Source organism: Chryseobacterium subflavum, from assembly GCF_055762745.1.
In genome coordinates, this window is record NZ_JBVTMR010000002.1 from 458,560 (window position 1) to 475,311 (window position 16,752).

The 16,752-nt window shown below is 36.3% G+C and carries 17 protein-coding genes; 8 read left to right on the plus strand and 9 right to left on the minus strand.

The window, feature by feature from the left end:
* Positions 1-199 precede the first annotated feature (199 nt).
* The 4 genes from AC0INN_RS11435 to pepT all read right to left on the minus strand — a co-directional run bounded on the left by AC0INN_RS11435 (position 200) and on the right by pepT (position 5,571).
* The gene (locus AC0INN_RS11435; RefSeq protein ID WP_306613275.1) at positions 200-1,672 is read right to left on the minus strand and encodes an RCC1 domain-containing protein; all 1,473 of its coding nucleotides are present in this window, start codon (positions 1,670-1,672) and stop codon (positions 200-202) included.
* A 742-nt stretch (positions 1,673-2,414) separates the two neighbouring features.
* Complete coding sequence (locus AC0INN_RS11440; protein WP_273650316.1) at positions 2,415-2,654, minus strand: hypothetical protein; 240 nt, start codon at positions 2,652-2,654, stop codon at positions 2,415-2,417.
* 169 nt (positions 2,655-2,823) lie between these two features.
* On the minus strand, positions 2,824-4,140 hold the full coding sequence (locus tag AC0INN_RS11445) for a hypothetical protein (RefSeq protein ID WP_306613278.1): 1,317 nt from the start codon (positions 4,138-4,140) through the stop codon (positions 2,824-2,826).
* Between the two features lie 183 nt (positions 4,141-4,323).
* Complete coding sequence (gene pepT, locus AC0INN_RS11450; RefSeq protein ID WP_306613280.1) at positions 4,324-5,571, minus strand: peptidase T; 1,248 nt, start codon at positions 5,569-5,571, stop codon at positions 4,324-4,326.
* Between the two features lie 186 nt (positions 5,572-5,757).
* Between pepT and AC0INN_RS11455 the strand changes: the two genes are divergently transcribed.
* Both AC0INN_RS11455 and AC0INN_RS11460 read left to right on the plus strand, forming a co-directional pair.
* Positions 5,758-6,606: a hydroxymethylglutaryl-CoA lyase gene (locus AC0INN_RS11455; protein ID WP_306613282.1), complete on the plus strand. Its 849-nt coding sequence runs from the start codon at positions 5,758-5,760 to the stop codon at positions 6,604-6,606.
* A gap of 92 nt (positions 6,607-6,698) precedes the next feature.
* Positions 6,699-7,541 carry a sulfurtransferase gene (locus AC0INN_RS11460; RefSeq protein ID WP_306613284.1) on the plus strand — a complete coding sequence of 281 codons (843 nt, stop codon included), beginning with the start codon at positions 6,699-6,701 and terminating at the stop codon, positions 7,539-7,541.
* A 44-nt stretch (positions 7,542-7,585) separates the two neighbouring features.
* Here AC0INN_RS11460 and AC0INN_RS11465 read toward each other — a convergent pair whose 3' ends face one another.
* The 5 genes from AC0INN_RS11465 to AC0INN_RS11485 are packed head-to-tail and all read right to left on the minus strand — an operon-like array spanning position 7,586 to position 10,458.
* Positions 7,586-7,912: an SUF system Fe-S cluster assembly protein gene (locus AC0INN_RS11465; protein ID WP_089028448.1), complete on the minus strand. Its 327-nt coding sequence runs from the start codon at positions 7,910-7,912 to the stop codon at positions 7,586-7,588.
* A gap of 3 nt (positions 7,913-7,915) precedes the next feature.
* The gene (locus AC0INN_RS11470) at positions 7,916-8,620 is read right to left on the minus strand and encodes a 3'-5' exonuclease (protein ID WP_273650320.1); all 705 of its coding nucleotides are present in this window, start codon (positions 8,618-8,620) and stop codon (positions 7,916-7,918) included.
* 14 nt (positions 8,621-8,634) lie between these two features.
* The gene (locus AC0INN_RS11475; RefSeq protein ID WP_273650321.1) at positions 8,635-8,982 is read right to left on the minus strand and encodes a tRNA-binding protein; all 348 of its coding nucleotides are present in this window, start codon (positions 8,980-8,982) and stop codon (positions 8,635-8,637) included.
* On the minus strand, positions 8,979-9,488 hold the full coding sequence (locus AC0INN_RS11480; protein ID WP_273650322.1) for a hypothetical protein: 510 nt from the start codon (positions 9,486-9,488) through the stop codon (positions 8,979-8,981). Before AC0INN_RS11480 ends, AC0INN_RS11475 begins: the two co-directional genes overlap by 4 nt.
* Positions 9,489-9,528: 40 nt before the next feature.
* A complete protein-coding gene (locus AC0INN_RS11485; protein ID WP_273650323.1) occupies positions 9,529-10,458 on the minus strand; it encodes an NADP-dependent oxidoreductase in 930 nt (309 codons plus the stop codon).
* A 280-nt stretch (positions 10,459-10,738) separates the two neighbouring features.
* On the opposite strand from AC0INN_RS11485, the gene AC0INN_RS11490 reads away from it, so the two are divergent.
* From AC0INN_RS11490 to AC0INN_RS11515, 6 genes are all read left to right on the plus strand, one after another.
* Complete coding sequence (locus tag AC0INN_RS11490; protein WP_273650324.1) at positions 10,739-11,314, plus strand: DUF4840 domain-containing protein; 576 nt, start codon at positions 10,739-10,741, stop codon at positions 11,312-11,314.
* 109 nt (positions 11,315-11,423) lie between these two features.
* Positions 11,424-11,990 carry an RNA polymerase sigma factor gene (locus tag AC0INN_RS11495; protein WP_273650325.1) on the plus strand — a complete coding sequence of 189 codons (567 nt, stop codon included), beginning with the start codon at positions 11,424-11,426 and terminating at the stop codon, positions 11,988-11,990.
* Complete coding sequence (locus AC0INN_RS11500) at positions 11,983-13,380, plus strand: outer membrane beta-barrel protein (protein WP_273650326.1); 1,398 nt, start codon at positions 11,983-11,985, stop codon at positions 13,378-13,380. The genes AC0INN_RS11495 and AC0INN_RS11500 overlap by 8 nt, the downstream gene beginning before the upstream one ends.
* A 44-nt stretch (positions 13,381-13,424) precedes the next feature.
* A complete protein-coding gene (locus tag AC0INN_RS11505) occupies positions 13,425-14,399 on the plus strand; it encodes a T9SS type A sorting domain-containing protein (RefSeq protein ID WP_273650327.1) in 975 nt (324 codons plus the stop codon).
* 182 nt (positions 14,400-14,581) lie between these two features.
* Complete coding sequence (locus AC0INN_RS11510; RefSeq protein WP_273650328.1) at positions 14,582-15,052, plus strand: YbaK/EbsC family protein; 471 nt, start codon at positions 14,582-14,584, stop codon at positions 15,050-15,052.
* A gap of 97 nt (positions 15,053-15,149) precedes the next feature.
* On the plus strand, positions 15,150-16,685 hold the full coding sequence (locus tag AC0INN_RS11515; RefSeq protein ID WP_306613291.1) for a YifB family Mg chelatase-like AAA ATPase: 1,536 nt from the start codon (positions 15,150-15,152) through the stop codon (positions 16,683-16,685).
* The last annotated feature ends 67 nt before the right edge of the window (positions 16,686-16,752 follow it).

Below are 16,752 nucleotides of genomic sequence, written 5' to 3' on the forward strand. Positions count from 1 at the left end.
AAAGGAAGCTTTTGTATCGAGTTGAGCTCATCTTCGTTAATAGGTATTTCATGTAATCATTGATAAAGTATCCTGATTGTGCCATTATCTAAAGATGCCAGGCAATAACAAAAGCTATTCTTTGTGTATAAAAAAGACTGCCTTAAACTAAGGCAGTCTTTTAATAACTAATATCAGTTAAATGAGTATCGTAATCAACTTACTTATCTTCATACACAGGAACCAAAATATTTGATCCAGACTCGTTCAGTCTTCCTAATTGTCTGTAAGCGCCTTGTCCTGCTCCGTATAGTACATTTCTTTTATTGGAAGCAGGAAGATACATATTGTTGTATCCCAGACTAACTCCGCTATATTCAAAACCATTAAGGTGAGCTGGGGTAATGCTTGTAACGGTGTTTAAGGTATTTGTATTTCCAGTCCCAAAACGACCGTTGGTATTGAGTCCAACACCATAGATATTATTCTGGTTGGTGATAAAAGCGACACCATTATTCATTGAGAATTCTGTAAAACGTTCTCCTGATTGAAGGTTAGGAGTTAAATTTGTAGGTCCTGAATATACGCTTCCTCCTCCAAAATATAACATATAACCAAAAGCAAAGAACCTTCCCTGATCAGTGATAAATCCACCTCCATAATTGGAGTAGTCATCAACTTGTACTTTCACTACTTTTTCTCCTGAATTCAAGGTAAATTGAGAATTAAGAAGAGTAGGGGTAGTAGCGGTTCCTACATTAGTTGGAAGCCCTATTCTTCTGTACGTTGTACTATTAAGTCCCCATGTGTAAACATTTCCATCACTGGTAACTGCGATGGCTCCATAGATAAATACATCCATATCTATAACTTCCATCCCGTTAAAGAAATTAATTTTTGTAAAGGTATCGGCTTGGCCGGTTGTTGTTCCGTCACCCAAAACACCATACCCATTATATCCTGTTACATAGAGTTGATTATCCTCCCCTAAAACAAGAGAATTGTATTGTCCGGTTCTTGCTTTTTTAGCTTTAACACCTCCGGGAAGCGCAACTTGTCGTGGGGAAGCTACAGTAGTGGTATTTCCGGTTCCGTTCTTTCCATAGCTATTTTGTCCCCATACCCAGAGCTCGCCACTTGTGGTAATAGCCATTCCATTATATCGTCCCATAGTAAGCTCCTTACAAGAGCGGCCTAAAATAAGAGATGGGTATTTTGATCCAGCTGTTAAAGCTCCTAGCTGATTGGAAGATTGAAGTCCCATACCATAAACATAATTGTTTTTATAAGGGTCTATGTATGTTGCTGCATAGAGGTCAGCAGCAGCTACCTTATTAGCTCTGGCTGGCTTATTACCATTATAGGTTATTTCTGTTTGGATTAAGTTTTCAACTTCTGTTTCATCTATAAGACAAGAACTCCACCCTTGGGAATCATCTGTTGTTTTCAACCTAAGGCATCGTTTGTTATTATCATAAACAACAGTAGCTTCTACTGGAGTTGTATTGCTGTTGCTTACTGCAACATCGGTAGAGTCCACGCGAGGCATTACCAAACCCATTTGTTTGCTTGGTATGTTTTGTAAATGCAGAATTCCTTGTGGGGAGGTGGTATTTACCCCGACCTGAGCATAAGTTATGCTGGATAAAAAGATTGTTGTCACCAACAATAGTAGGTTTTTTAATTTAGTCATTGCTTGTGTTTTTAATTGGTTATATAATATTATTAAGAAGAATTGTCTTCTTCTTTTTCTTTTATATTATTAAATCACAGGAGAAGGATTTTTTTTATGTCGGATTTTTACCGCAAATACATATTTTGCATTAAAAATGAGCTACTTAATTTATTTTAGTGCTAATTAACGATGCTAAAAAGAATAAGCAATTTGGTACAATCGTGGGAACTAATAAATCTATCTCCTTTTTTTTATAAAAATTTTTTTTCAGCGCGAAAATATAAAATATATTTAAGCTAAATGACTGTAAAAAATTATCTATTTTATTGATATAAAGCGTTTTGTATTTATTGTTTCGGTGTAATTAATCAAAAAAATAAACTACAAAAGCTTTTATTGTTTATAAAACATCTAATTTTTATCAAAAACATGATTTATATCATGTTTTTTTAGTTGGTTTTGTGAAAGTAACTATTATAGGTTGTGGTGAGTCTTTTTAGTTGAAACTTATTTCGGTTTTAGTTCCATTACGAATAATTGAATTATATGCTTGTTTCTACTTAAAAGGAATAAAGATTTATGGTAATAAAGGACTAACCAGGCGCAAACCAGCTGTCGCTAGTGAGTGCAGGATGAGTTTTCTAAAACGAAGAGCACTTGTGTTTTGATAAAGGGCTTTATGTAAATTAGTTTCCCCTCAATGATTTTATCTGATGAGTAGGCAAAAAAAATCGGAAAAGTAATTTTCCGATTGATATTATTAAAACGGTTCTTCTTCACAAATCATCCCTTGGGGACAGCCGCTTCCGGGATTTCCACCACTACCGGGGCTGCCGATACTTACACAGGTTCCCGGGTTACCATCGTCCTGCATTTCACATGCCTTACCATAAGTGCATTCACAATCTGTCCAACAATATGCGGAGTCTCCGCTGCTGTGGCAGCCATTTCCTCCGCTACCCAGAATTGTTAGCAAATCTTTTCTAAATAGTTTTTTCATAATGTAATTTGATTTTTTGTAGTAATAAATATATTAAAAAAAACACCTTCACTTTAAAATATAATTATTTATAAGTAAAATACTTACAGGCTAAATGATGTTGTTATGCTCCAAAAGCAAGAAACCACAACAATTGTCGTGGCTTCTCTTTTATTTAAGTGATAATATATTAAAATTCGATCTCTTTGTGATATAGAGGATATTCTCTTTGGAAAAGGGGAATGGTTCCTTCATATCTTAGTGGGAAGACTCCAAATCCATAAAACATGTCTGCCTGGATTTTTGCCTTTAGGTCAATAATCCCCTTCCTTTGTGGTATAAGCTGTACACCTAAGGCAGCAATAGTTGAGGCTCTGCCCCTTAGTCCTGAATTGGCAATAGGTACTGTTAGAAATTGTAAGCCAACAGCGCCTTTTGCTTCCAGACCTATTTCCGCAGATAACGTGCCTTCTAGAGAAGTGATGCTGAAATCAGATCTTTTTTCCAAGCTGATGTTTAGAGCCGGGTTTTTTGAAACAAGGAAATTGGCTGTCCCTCCTACATCAAGAAGGTTTACTTTTGCTTTGCCGGTCGCCCCGATTCCAAGAAAAGGACCCGCAGATATTGTAGGACTCAGTACAAGCCCGGTCGGACCTAATACGATAGGTACAATTGGAATGCTTACAAAATCTGTAGTACTTACCGTGTAACCTACTGATGCTTGAATATCCGCAGTGGACTGTAAAACAATATCATCCATGATAAAGTTTACAGAAAAGTTGGTCAGATGTCCCCATGAAAATGTAATATTGTAATCAATTTTAGGAGTTACACCGCCTTTTACATTTACGCTTGAAGCTAATCCTACCGGACCAACTTGTTGATTAATAGGAAAAGTCCTGTTAAAGTTGAAACGATTAAAAGTAACCAGTTTCTGATCACTTAGACTTTTAGCTTCTATATTGATGATTTTATTATTTAATTCCTGGGAAATAAAGCCTTCAACCGGAACATAATTTACCATCCTCCCATTAACACTGATGGGAGCTTTGCCTGAGGGATCATAAACACCACTCAACGTTCCACTATATATAAATTCTTCAAGTTTAGCGCTTGATGTCTGCACAAAATACTGATTATTTGTTTTAGTTACAGATTGTACTTTAGAAAGGATCGTCTTTACCTGATCTCCTTCTATTTTTGTTCCAACTAAAACACTCCCGGCCTGAATGTCATCAGTTTGATCGGTTGCTTTATTAAAGGTAATATTCTGATTATCCAGTTTGGAAATTGCTGATACGGATTCATCATCAAGAATAATGACATTTTTCTGTAAAGTAAGATTTCCCAGAGTTTTGAAGCCACCGGATTCTGTTTGAGGTGCTACCGGGTCCTCGTTCAAATTGTCCTGTGAACACGAAGTTAGAATTACTGCTGTGAATATAGAAAGAATTATAAGGTTAAAAAATCTTCTATAAGTTCTGAAATTGTTAAAGTTGTTTTTCATAAGCGAAAGATTTTTAGTTCTTCCAAGTTACAGATTAATTTTATTTAATCACTATGAAGAGAAGTAGAAAATAAAAAACCGTTATGCATATAATAATTTGTTAATGAGATAATTGTGTGTGAAAAAGAAAAAGCCTCCGTTCAAACAGAGGCTTATTATTTAATATTTAAATCAAATGCTTTATTACTTCTTTACAATATTGATTATAACTTCAGTAGCTTTTTCCATGCTTTCTAATGCAACATATTCATAAGGGCCATGAAAATTGATTCCACCAGCGAAGATATTTGGACAAGGAAGTCCCATATAAGATAATTGTGCCCCATCTGTACCTCCTCTGATCGCTTTTATCTTAGGCTCAATATCAGCTTCCCTCATTGCTTTGGCTGCAAGATCAATGATATGCATTTTTCCTTCGAACTGCTGTTTCATGTTACGATACTGTTCCTTAATCTCAATTTCTGCAGTCCCTTCACCGTGTTTTTCATTAAATGCTGCAACTTTTTGCTCAATGAATTTTTTTCGTGCTTCAAATTTTTCATCATCATGATCACGGATTATATATTGAAGCTTGGCTTCAGAAATATCAGCAGTAATATCCATCAGGTGATAAAACCCGTCAAATCCTTTAGTTGTAGATGGTGTTTCGTTCGCTGGAAGAGATTGTGCAAACTCAGCAGCTAAAAGACTCGCATTGATCATTTTTCCATATGCATAACCAGGGTGTACGCTTAATCCATGGATTTTTACAACAGCTCCGGCAGCGTTAAAATTTTCATATTCTAGCTCCCCAACTTCACCTCCGTCCATTGTATAAGCCCATTCTGCTCCGAATTTTGCTACATCAAACTTATGAGCACCTCTTCCGATCTCTTCATCAGGTGTAAAACCAATCGCAATTCTTCCGTGTTTGATCTCAGGGTGAGCGATAAGATATTCAGCAGCCGTAACAATTTCTGCACATCCGGCTTTGTCATCAGCTCCGAGAAGGGTATTCCCATCTGTTGTGATCAAAGTTTGCCCAATATATTTTTTTAAACTTTCAAATTTTGAAGAGGAAAGAGTGAATCCGGTTGCCTTATTAAGAAGGAGGTCTCCACCATCATAGTTATCCCAAACCTGAGGATTTACATTTTCACCACTGAAGTCGGGTGAAGTATCATAATGTGAAATAAATCCAATGGTAGGTTGATCATTATTCTCAAGATTAGATGGAACATAACCCATAATATAACCATTGTCATCAATAGAAACATTCTCGAGACCGATTGTTTTTAATTCCTCAACAATATAATTAGCGATGTTCCATTGCTGCGGAGTAGAAGGAGTTGCTTCACTCTCTGCATCACTTGTTGAATATATTTTTACATAGTTAAGAAAACGATTCAATAACTTCTCTCTCCATAATTGGTTGAATTCTATAGTACTCATTATCCGGTATAAATTTTAACAAAGTTAGCAAATTTGATGCTCAGAATACATTATTTGCGGCTGAATATCAGTTATTGAAATTTTGAATCATATATAAATAATTGAAAATCAAAATTATGTTAGCTTTGTATTGATCGTAGATAAACTTGTTAAGTTTTATTATATTTGAGAAAATCTAAAGTGAAAATGTTTCTTACCGAATGTCCTAGGGATGCCATGCAAGGCTGGGGGGAATTTATTCCCACAAATAAAAAAATTGATTACATCAACTCTCTGATGGAAGTGGGATTTGATGTGTTGGATAGCCTCAGTTTTGTCTCTCCAAAAGCTATCCCGCAAATGGCTGACTCTGATGAGGTTGCTGAAAATATAGACAAATCTTTATCAAATACGAAGATTTCTGCCATTATAGGAAATTACAGAGGAGCTGAAAAAGCACTAAAGCATCAGTCTGTAGATATTCTGGGGTTTCCTTTTTCAATATCTGAAACTTTTCAACACAGGAATACCAACAAAAATCAGGAAGAAGCTTTTAATGAGATCATTAAAATGCAGGAGCTTGTAAAATCAGAGAATAAAGAACTGAATATTTACTTTTCCATGGCTTTCGGAAATCCATACGGAGAAATGTGGAAGTTGGAAGATGTAGAGTTTTGGGCTCAAAGATTTTCGGAGATCGGAATTGAAAATATTTTGTTGTCCGATACAACAGGTGTTGCAACTCCCGAAAAAATTGCCCTTTTATTCGAAAAAATACCCGCAAAACATCCTGAAATTAATTTTGGAGGACATTTTCATAACCGATATGAAGATTCTTATTCCAAATTAAAGGCGGCTTATGACCAGGGGTGCAGAAGATTTGATAGTGCTATTAAAGGAATTGGAGGTTGTCCTATGGCGGAAGATGATCTGGTAGGTAATATGCCTACCGAGCAGGTAATTAACTTTATGAGTGTAGAGAAAATAGACCATAATCTTAATCTTTTAAACTTCGAGAGCTCATATAATAAAGCAAAAGATATTTTTCATTTTTAAAATATAAAATCAATCAGTAGGCGGGTCTTAGCCCGTATTTGAATTATTATATCATTCGGCTTTAGCCAGAACCTAATTAACAAAAGAATTGTATGTCCCCTATTATTTCAGCTTCACAATTAAGAAATTTAGAAACTCAAAATCTAATCATCCTTGATGCACGAGTAGGTAAAGATATATACCAGAGTTATTTGGAAAAGCATATTAAGGGAGCGCGATTCATCAATCTAGATACAGATCTAGCTGAAATCGGAGAAGATGCTGCTTTTGGAGGAAGGCATCCTTTACCCGGGATTGAAGAATTTGGTAGAACATTGGCAGCCCTGGGGATTTCTGAAGATAGCCATGTGGTTATCTACGATGATAAAAATGGTGCCAATGCGGCTGCAAGAGCATGGTGGATGTTACGTTCTTTTGGACTTAAAGAGGTTCAGGTTTTAGATGGTGGGTTTCAGGCGGCTGAAAGAGAAGGTGTGGAATGTGCATCAGGAGAGGAGGTTTATGAAAAAACTGCACCTATGCAAAATCAAAGATGGCTTCTGCCAACATCAAGCCTGGAAGATGTTGAAAATGAATTAATAAACAACTCTTCGACAGTAATTGATGTACGGGATGCTTACCGTTATAAAGCAGAGTCTGAACCGATTGATTTGATAGCGGGGCATATTCCCGGAGCAATTAATATTCCTTTTTCTGAAAATCTTGATGAAAACGGGAATTTCCTTAAACCAGAAGTTTTAAAAGAAAAATATTCAAAATTATTAAAGGACAAATCTCAAAACCTGATCATTCACTGTGGTTCAGGGGTCACGGCATGTCATACCATATTAGCTTTGGACTATGCCGGCTTACCAATCCCTGATCTTTATGTAGGTTCATGGAGCGAATGGAGCAGAAGAGAAGGGAAAAAAATAGCAACAGAGACTGAAAAATAAAACCGCAGAAATTCCTGCGGTTTTTTTATTTTCTATTCTGATTTTTAGAGCATTCCTAGTTCGAATTTGGCTTCCTCGCTCATCATATCTTTATTCCAGCTTGGCTCAAAAGTAAGTTCTAAATCAACACTGTTTACTCCTTCTACACTTTGAACCTTATCCTTTACCTCTTGCGGTAATGTTTCTGCAACCGGGCAGTTTGGAGTTGTAAGAGTCATGATGATCTTAACATCGCCATCCTCAGAAATCTGTACATCATACACAAGTCCCAATTCATAAATATCCACAGGGATTTCAGGATCGTATACGGACTTAAGTACTCTTATAATTTCTTCTCCTATATCAGCAATTTGATCGTCTGTAAATTTCATTTTTTAATCTTGATTGATATTTCTTTTCAACAAATCTTCCTGCCGCATGCGGCGAAAAACATTTGCCAAAGTTAAGACATCTTTTTCACAATAGTCAACTATTCTTTGCAAGTCTTTCTCTATGTAGTAGATTGATGAAACCATTGAGCCATCTATATCATCTTTAGGCGTTGGAATTCCAAAAACATGCGCTAGCAATTCAAGGGAAATAAACGTTTTATAATCTCCGAATTTCCAAAGGTCCATCGTATCGATATGAGGAATTTCCCAAGGTTTTTTTCCGAACATCTGAAAAGGAACCGGAGGTTGCATTCCATTGATCAGAAAACGTCGTGCAATCCAGGGAAAATCAAACTCTTTTCCATTGTGTGCACATAAAATTACATCCCGTAGCCTTGGACTGTTGAATATTTCTCCGAACTCTGTAAGGAGCTTTTTTTCATCATGATGAGCAAAGCTTTTTATCTTTAAAGTGTCATTCTTTTCTACCATTCCTATGGTAATGCAGATGATTTTCCCAAATTCTGCCATTATTCCTGCTCTTTCAGAATAAAATTCTTCGGCAGAAATATCATCTTTCCGTTGAAATCTGGTTTTTTTATCCCAAAGCTTCTGGTCTGTTTCGGATAAGTCGTCCCATGATCCTGCATTCGGAACTGTTTCAATATCAAGGAATAATATCTTTTCTAAAGGAATGTGTTGTATCATAAGTATTTTATATTTTATCCCACCTGCATTCCATTTTTTACAGGTAGCGAAGGTGCTAAAAGAGTAACATCACTTTTGTTCTCACCATACAATCCTAAAACAAGGCATTCACTAAAAAAGTTGGCAATTTGTTTTTTCGGAAAGTTCACAACAGCTAAAATTTGTTTTCCAATTAGGTCTTCTTTTTGATATAATGCTGTGATCTGAGCTGAAGATTTTTTAATACCGAGCGGGCCAAAATCAATTTCCAACTGGTAGGAAGGATTCCTTGCCTTTTCAAAATCATTAACGGAAATAATAGTTCCGCATCGTATATCTATTTTCTCAAAATCTGCCCAGGAGATATCTGGTTTTATTATCATGATATTTGGTTTATTAATTGTTCAACTTCTAATTTCTGCCCTGCATATTTTTGCTGTAATTGAGAATTTTCTCCCATTCTTCTGTAGTATTCCAAAGCTTTATTTCCAAAAAACTTTTTATGAAAATCCGAAACTTCAGGAATTTGTGGAAAAATCCGATGAAAAAGCATTTCCGAATATGCCTGAAATTCCCTTTCATTTTTATCTTCAATAAATTGACCAGGAACTTTCTGCCTTACATGAAGCATTTCATGAGCCAGCATATTCAGAACAAGACTCAAATCAAAATCGAATATGTTTCTGGGGATCATTACCTTTTGAGGGTGACCCAATTGTCCTTCAGCAGTCAATAACATGGAATTAGGGGAAAGTTCCTCCCGGAATCCAAAGCCGGCAAAGTTCTCATGCTCCAGGTTAAAAGTGCGGATCAGATAATTGGCCGCATCTAATATCTGATCATGTTCCTTATATGCCTCAAGATGTAAACTAACCTGTTCAAGGTTCATTCAGATGATGTTTTTAACAAATATATTAAAATAATAAAAACTATATTCTAACTACAATCTTTCCTTTTGTACGATGGGTCTCAATTTCTCTGTGCGCCTCTGCTATTTCGTTCATTGGCAAGATTTCTCCAACAAAAATCTTTAATAATCCTTTTTCGATCAGTTCTGATAGTTTTATCAGGCTTTCCCTTTTAAAAGTAAGCATGGTCCACATCAGATTGATATTGCGTTTTTGTGCCAGTTCAATTGCTTTAGGATCATCTTTAGTATAGGAAGGTAAACAAACGACTTTTCCTCCGGGCTTTACACAATTGATTGATCCGTACAATACTTCTCCACCCATAGTATCAAGGGCAGCATCAAGATCGGATAAGATTTCCTCAAATCTTTGATTTTTATAGTCAATAGGCTGATCCACACCAAGCTCTTTAATGAACTCAATATTTTTACCGGAGGCTGTACCACTCACTGAAGCACCGGCTATTTTAGCCAATTGAACGGCAAAATGACCAACTCCTCCCGCTGCGGACTGAACCAGAATGTGTTCGCCAGACTGAACTTTTAAATGATCATGAATAGCCTGATAAGCGGTGAGACCAGCTAAAGGAGCAGCTGCTGCTTCTTCAAAAGTGATATTTTCAGGCTTTTTTACGAATACTTCCGGACTGACGGCAATATATTCGGCATAAGTTTGAGTAGCTAATCCAAAAACAGCATCTCCGACCTCAACGTTCTGAACATTCTTTCCCACTTCCTCAACAATCCCACTGAAATCTTTTCCTAAAATGGCAGGAAACTTAAGCGTTTTCGATGAAATATGTGAGCCTGCTCTGATTTTTGTTTCTACAGGGTTAATTCCTATGGCTTTTACTTTTATTAAAACCTGATCAGAAGTAATTACCGGTTTTTCTATCTCTGCGATTTTAAGTTGGTCGGCCGTTCCAAATTCATTGATTATAATGGCTTTCATATTATTTTTTTATGATAATCTAATGTATGGATTTTATTGGTTTTTTAAAAAGCATTGCAGGATATTTTAGATATGCAAAGGGGTAATTATTTCGAAGCCTGAATTTACTGGTTTATTATTAAAATATTGATATTGTGATTTTTTTTAACTGATAATCAGTTGCTTACTTTTGCGTTTTCATTTTTATTTTAAAAGTTGTGCAAGATTTTAAGAAAAGAGGGTTTATATAAGTGAGTACTCAAAATAAATAAAATAGTGTTTAATGCAACAAATTTAAAAAATGAAGAAATTTATAGTACTTAAAGCTTTTATGGCTGTGTTGATTGGTTTTATGGGACTTAGCTTAATTTCATGTAACAATGACGGACCAGATATTCCACCAGTAAAATTACAAGATGTTATTGGAAATTATAAAGGAAGGCTAATAACAAGTCAGGGAAACAATAAAGCTGAGGCGGTAGTAAGTTTTGCTGTGAAGAAAGACACCATAAAGTTCGCAGACCTTCCCGTAAAAGAAATTGTGAAAGCCGTAGTAAAAGACCCTGCAAAAACTGAAGCTGCTCTTACGGCAATGGGAAAAGTAAAATATAACCTTAATTATACAGCTGTGGTAAATGCAAATTATAATGCAGTGGAATTAACTTTTACTCCTAAGACTTTAGAGCTCAATATTCCAATGGATGGAGCGGTGAAAAAAACAATTGTGACATTTACAGCGAAAGAAAAAGGATTTTATGTTGGCCAGAACTATGCAATGAAATTTGGTTTGGTCGCAGAAAAAATTACGGTAGACGGAACAGTGCTGACACCGTATGAAATGATTAAATATGATTTTCCATATTGTATAAAAAATTAAGTAATAGTTAGATGCAAAATTAAAATAGGTTGCGCTTTGCAATGTTGCAACCTATTTTTGCATTAAGATTTATCAATCATTAAAACGAGGCGTCAGGGAAACATAATCAATGGAGGCAAATAAGGAGCAGATTTTAGTTAATCGTCTTCTCTTAAAAGAAGAAGCTGCATGGAAGGAGCTTTTCGGAGCATATTCCGGGAATCTTTCTTATGTGTGCTCTCGCTATATCATTGATAAGGATGACGTCCGTGACGTACTACAGAATAGTTTTATCAAAATGTTCCGCTCAATAGATTCATTTGAATATCGGGGAAGCGGATCCCTTAAAGCCTGGATTACCCGTATTGTGGTCAATGAATCACTAAAACATATCAGACAACATTCAGATTTTAAAGTAACGATGAACGATTCTGATATTCCGGATAAAACGGACGATGAGGAACCGGAAATAGAAGAGATGCCACAGGAGGCTATGATGGAAATGATCCGTTCACTTCCGGAAGGCTATAGGACTGTTTTTAATCTCTATGTATTTGAAAATAAAAGCCATAAACAGATTGCGGAATTGTTGGGGATAGCAGAAAATTCTTCGGCTTCGCAATTTCACAGAGCTAAAGCTATGCTTGTTCAGAAAGTTAAAGAATATAAAATGTTAATAAAAGCGCAATATGAGTAATCAATGGTTAAACGATCTGCGCAGGAAGATGGAAGATCACGAAGGTGATGTTCCGGATGGATTATGGGATAACATCAAAGATGAATTATTCGATAAAGATGAGGATAAAAATATTGTTGGGCTTTTTACTGAAGCAAATAAAGCGATCGATAGTGAAGACTCAGATTCAAATAAAAAAAGAGGGGCATTCATTTATCGTATTGCCAGTATAGCCGCTGCGATTGCATTATTTTTTATTGTGGGCAAACAACTATGGGAGGTAAACCATAATGTTAAACCCAAAATTGGCAAGTCAGAAGATAAGAGTTCTGCTGAAAGTAATTCTCACACGCCAGATAATCGCATTTCCTCATTTAACGAAAAAGGAGAGTCCGATGTTCTAAAGGAATTTGGGCAGAAGAAAGATCGTACCCCGGAACAGGATATTTTTTCAACGAATGTATATGCATATGGGAATAGGAGAGGTGTAAGAAATGTCCAGTATAGGTCAGTAAAGGAAGAAACGGATTTGTTGGCTGGCCTGCACACACAATATGCTCCTGTAATTCAAAATCAGATTCCCAGGATTCGTGAAATGAAGAATCTTTTACCTATTAATAGAGAAGAGGAGATTAACAAACTTATTTCTGAAACGGATTTAGGGGTACAGGACAAATCATTAGCAAATACATTAAAAGAAAAAAAACAGAAGAACAAAAAGTCATGGATGCTAAGTTTACTGACAGGTAAAGCCTCATCTAACTCACAACAATTTCCGGGATATGCTACAATCAGCGGAGGTCCGTTAACTCTTGATCAGGTATGGAGTGCATCTGCTTTTTCTGAAGATCCATTTGTAAAAGTTCTTGTGGCTAACCAGAGTCAAAATGTAGAAGCAACGGTAAGGCATAAAGTTCCTCTGAATCTTGGCGTTTCTCTTTATTATAATCTGGGTAAAAAGTGGGGTATAGGGACTGGTTTAAACTATACTAAACTATCTTCTGAACTTCATTCCGGAAGCCAGTCGAACTTTGTAAAAAGTGAGCAGACAATACATTATTTGGGCATTCCTGTTCAGGTTAACTACAACGTTATCCAGAAAGGGAATTTTACGGGTTATGTTACCGCAGGAGCACTTGCTGAAAAATCCGTTGGAGGAAGCTTTAAGACACAATATATTGTTGATAATGAAGTGAATGGAGAAACAAAAGAAAAGCTTGGAAACCAGCCGGTACAGGTTTCATTAAATACAGCTTTAGGGCTGCAGCTAAAACTTGTTGACAAAATAGGCATATATGCAGAGCCCGGTATAGGCTATCATTTTAAAAACGATGGTGCTTTGAATACAATCTATAAAGAGAAGCCATTGAATTTTAATGTCAAATTCGGAATAAGAGTATTACTTGATTGATTTGTGAGGACCGAAAAATAACAACCAAAATTAAATTAATATCTATGAAAACAAAACTAATTTTTTTATCACTGTTTTTACTTTTAAATCTCTTAAAAGTAAGTGCGCAGTGTTCATTTACACCTACCATTACCAGTCCTAGATTAGGAGCTCAATTTCCCAATAAAGTCGTGTTTTGCAACACGGAATCAGAAGTACTTTCAACACAAACTTATGGTAGTTATCAATGGTACAAACAGGCGTGGACATGGCAGTCCCCCAATACTAATCCTTGGGTTCCTATTTCTGGGGCTACCTCCCAGACTCTGACGATTAATGGTTCAAGTGATATGCTTTATTATTTTAAAGTAGAAGCTACACTTAATGATTGTACAGCACAAAGCGCAGAAATTATGGCTGATGGATATGCCTATGCACTTCCGGCTATGATGACGACACTAACTCCGGGAACTTACGAAAATATAGGTCCGGGAGAATATAATGTATGTAATGGTGCATCGGTACAATTTGATGATATTTTTCCGGTTGTGTATGGAGTTCATACATGGTACAAATGTGCACCGAGCAATATACCACCGGTTTCAGGAGATGGGTGCATCATTTCTGGAGCTACCGGAGATACTTATGTAGCGACAGAATCAGGTGAGTATGGCTTCTATGCATGTACGGCTTATTGTCCTGATCAATGTGAATTCCTGGGATTACAATCTTTTGTAAAGCTAAACTTTGGAAACTGGAACTTTTGTAATCTTGGAACCGGAGAAGTTGATCCTAAAAAAGGGAATGAAATGAGTATTTATCCAAATCCTGCGACTCAGCTTATCTTCATTGGGAAAGATTCGGATAAAGTTTATAAAGAAGTTTCTATAATTGATGCATCAGGAAGACTTGTTTTACAAAAAAAGAACCATACCTATAATCAGCCTATCGATGTAAGCGGTCTTGCTACAGGCAATTATATTATTGTTTCCAAAGATTCTAAAGATAAAATGTACAAAAATAAGTTCATTAAAAAGTAAAATATGAGTGCCCCTTTATAACTCATGTTAGTTTTTTCAATAATTGTGGAGTCGGTGCAGAATTTATTCTGCACCGGTTTTTTTATCCGGAAACAGAACCAATATAGCGTAATGAGTCCTTCTTTTTTGTAAGAAATGAATTATATTTAACAAGATATAATTAGCATTTGTTTGATCATACAATGGGAATAGAAAAAGCAAAACTTCACTTGAAAAAATGGAATAAGGATTCCGAAGTGATAATATTTGATACCTCCAGTGCCACGGTGGAGCTGGCTGCAGCAGCATTGAACATTAGTGGAAATAAAATAGCAAAATCTATTTCATTGTACGATGAGAATAACGATGTTATTTTAATTGTAGCCGCAGGGTACCGGAAGATCGATAATAGAAAGTTTAAAGATGAATTTGGATTAAAGGCAAAGATGCTTGCTTTTGAAGATGTGGAACCTTTGGTAGGACATCCTGTTGGTGGTGTTTGCCCCTTTGGTGTTAATTCGCAAGTTTCAGTTTTTTTAGACATTTCGCTTAAAGAGTTTGAGTTTGTGTATCCGGCTTGTGGAAGTGCTAACTCAGCTATAAAACTTTCTATTTCTGAATTAGAGGTTTTATCGGGTTTCAAAAAATGGGTTGATGTTACGAAAGGCGGTTGAAAACGACAAAGGAAATACATAAATTCTTGCCAGAGTTTTTAATGATGAATATTTCATTCATTTATAAAAAATGATATATTTACATTAAAACACACTTATGCTGATCAAAATTTATGGAAGCGCAATTCATGGAGTTGCGGCACGAACGATTACTATTGAAGTTAATATTGATACAGGTGGCGTTGGCTATCATTTAGTTGGTCTCCCCGACAATGCAATCAAAGAAAGCAGCTATAGGATTTCTGCAGCATTAAGAAATGTCGGTTTCAAAATTCCCGGTAAAAAAATTACAATTAATATGGCTCCCGCAGATCTTCGGAAAGAAGGTTCCGCATATGACTTAAGTATTGCGATAGGGATTTTAGCTGCATCAGACCAAATTCTTGCTGAAAATATCCACAACTATATCATTATGGGAGAACTTTCATTGGATGGGAGCTTACAGCCGATTAAAGGAATTTTACCCATTGCAATCCAGGCGAAGGAGGAGGGATTTAAGGGGATTATTTTACCCATGCAAAATACCAGAGAAGCTGCTGTGGTGGAAGGAATTGATGTTTATGGAGTCAGTAATATCAAAGAGGTGATTGATTTTTTTAATGAAGGAATACCCATTGAAAAGGTTGTTTTGGATATAAAAAAAGAATTCCAGGAAAAAGTAAATCAGTTTCCTTTTGATTTTTCAGAAGTAAAAGGGCAGGAAACGGCAAAGAGGGCAATGGAAGTTGCCGCAGCAGGAGGGCATAATATAATTTTGATAGGTCCACCCGGAAGCGGAAAGACAATGCTGGCAAAAAGAGTTCCCAGTATTTTACCTCCATTAACCTTAAAGGAGGCTTTGGAAACAACAAAAATACATTCCGTTGCCGGGAAAATAGGTGCTGAAACTTCTTTAATGACCATTCGTCCTTTCAGATCACCTCATCATACGATATCGGATGTAGCCTTGGTCGGTGGGGGAAGCTATCCACAGCCAGGAGAGATATCCCTCGCACATAATGGTGTTTTATTCCTTGATGAAATGCCTGAGTTCAAAAGAACAGTGCTTGAAGTGATGCGACAGCCCTTAGAAGATCGTGAGGTTACCATTTCAAGGGCAAAGTTTACAGTAAACTATCCCTCGAGCTTTATGCTTATTGCATCGATGAATCCAAGTCCTAGCGGATACTTCCCGGATGATCCTAATAATACTTCATCCCTTGCGGAAATGCAACGTTATATGAATAAATTATCAGGCCCTCTTTTAGATCGTATTGATATCCACATAGAAATCCAAAAAGTTGAATTTGAGCAATTAACTGAAAAGAGAAAGGGTGAAAAAAGTGAAACGATCAGAGCAAGGGTACTGAAAGCCAGAGAAATCCAACAGGCCAGATATCAAGATTTAGAAATTAGTTACAATGCGCAAATGGGCTCGCGACAAATTGAGCAATTTTGTGCTTTAGATGAGGTTTCATTTGCTCTGATAAAACAAGCGATGGACAAGCTGGGTCTGTCCGCAAGAGCGTATGACAGAATTCTGAAGGTTGCACGGACAATTGCAGATCTTGATGAATCTGAAAATATTTTCTCACATCATATTTCTGAAGCCATACAATACAGAAGTTTGGATCGGGAGTTTTGGAATGTTTGATGTGGACTTATATGGGGTAAAAGCCTTCATCATTTTTTTATATTGTAAATGCATCATACTGATATGC

Coding starts and splice junctions, on each gene's coding strand:
- AC0INN_RS11435 (WP_306613275.1), bottom strand. CDS start 1,672: ATGACTAAATTAAAAAACCTACTATTGTTGGTGACAACAATCTTTTTA.
- AC0INN_RS11440 (WP_273650316.1), bottom strand. CDS start 2,654: ATGAAAAAACTATTTAGAAAAGATTTGCTAACAATTCTGGGTAGCGGA.
- AC0INN_RS11445 (WP_306613278.1), bottom strand. CDS start 4,140: ATGAAAAACAACTTTAACAATTTCAGAACTTATAGAAGATTTTTTAAC.
- pepT (WP_306613280.1), bottom strand. CDS start 5,571: ATGAGTACTATAGAATTCAACCAATTATGGAGAGAGAAGTTATTGAAT.
- AC0INN_RS11455 (WP_306613282.1), top strand. CDS start 5,758: ATGTTTCTTACCGAATGTCCTAGGGATGCCATGCAAGGCTGGGGGGAA.
- AC0INN_RS11460 (WP_306613284.1), top strand. CDS start 6,699: ATGTCCCCTATTATTTCAGCTTCACAATTAAGAAATTTAGAAACTCAA.
- AC0INN_RS11465 (WP_089028448.1), bottom strand. CDS start 7,912: ATGAAATTTACAGACGATCAAATTGCTGATATAGGAGAAGAAATTATA.
- AC0INN_RS11470 (WP_273650320.1), bottom strand. CDS start 8,620: ATGATACAACACATTCCTTTAGAAAAGATATTATTCCTTGATATTGAA.
- AC0INN_RS11475 (WP_273650321.1), bottom strand. CDS start 8,982: ATGATAATAAAACCAGATATCTCCTGGGCAGATTTTGAGAAAATAGAT.
- AC0INN_RS11480 (WP_273650322.1), bottom strand. CDS start 9,488: ATGAACCTTGAACAGGTTAGTTTACATCTTGAGGCATATAAGGAACAT.
- AC0INN_RS11485 (WP_273650323.1), bottom strand. CDS start 10,458: ATGAAAGCCATTATAATCAATGAATTTGGAACGGCCGACCAACTTAAA.
- AC0INN_RS11490 (WP_273650324.1), top strand. CDS start 10,739: ATGAAGAAATTTATAGTACTTAAAGCTTTTATGGCTGTGTTGATTGGT.
- AC0INN_RS11495 (WP_273650325.1), top strand. CDS start 11,424: ATGGAGGCAAATAAGGAGCAGATTTTAGTTAATCGTCTTCTCTTAAAA.
- AC0INN_RS11500 (WP_273650326.1), top strand. CDS start 11,983: ATGAGTAATCAATGGTTAAACGATCTGCGCAGGAAGATGGAAGATCAC.
- AC0INN_RS11505 (WP_273650327.1), top strand. CDS start 13,425: ATGAAAACAAAACTAATTTTTTTATCACTGTTTTTACTTTTAAATCTC.
- AC0INN_RS11510 (WP_273650328.1), top strand. CDS start 14,582: ATGGGAATAGAAAAAGCAAAACTTCACTTGAAAAAATGGAATAAGGAT.
- AC0INN_RS11515 (WP_306613291.1), top strand. CDS start 15,150: ATGCTGATCAAAATTTATGGAAGCGCAATTCATGGAGTTGCGGCACGA.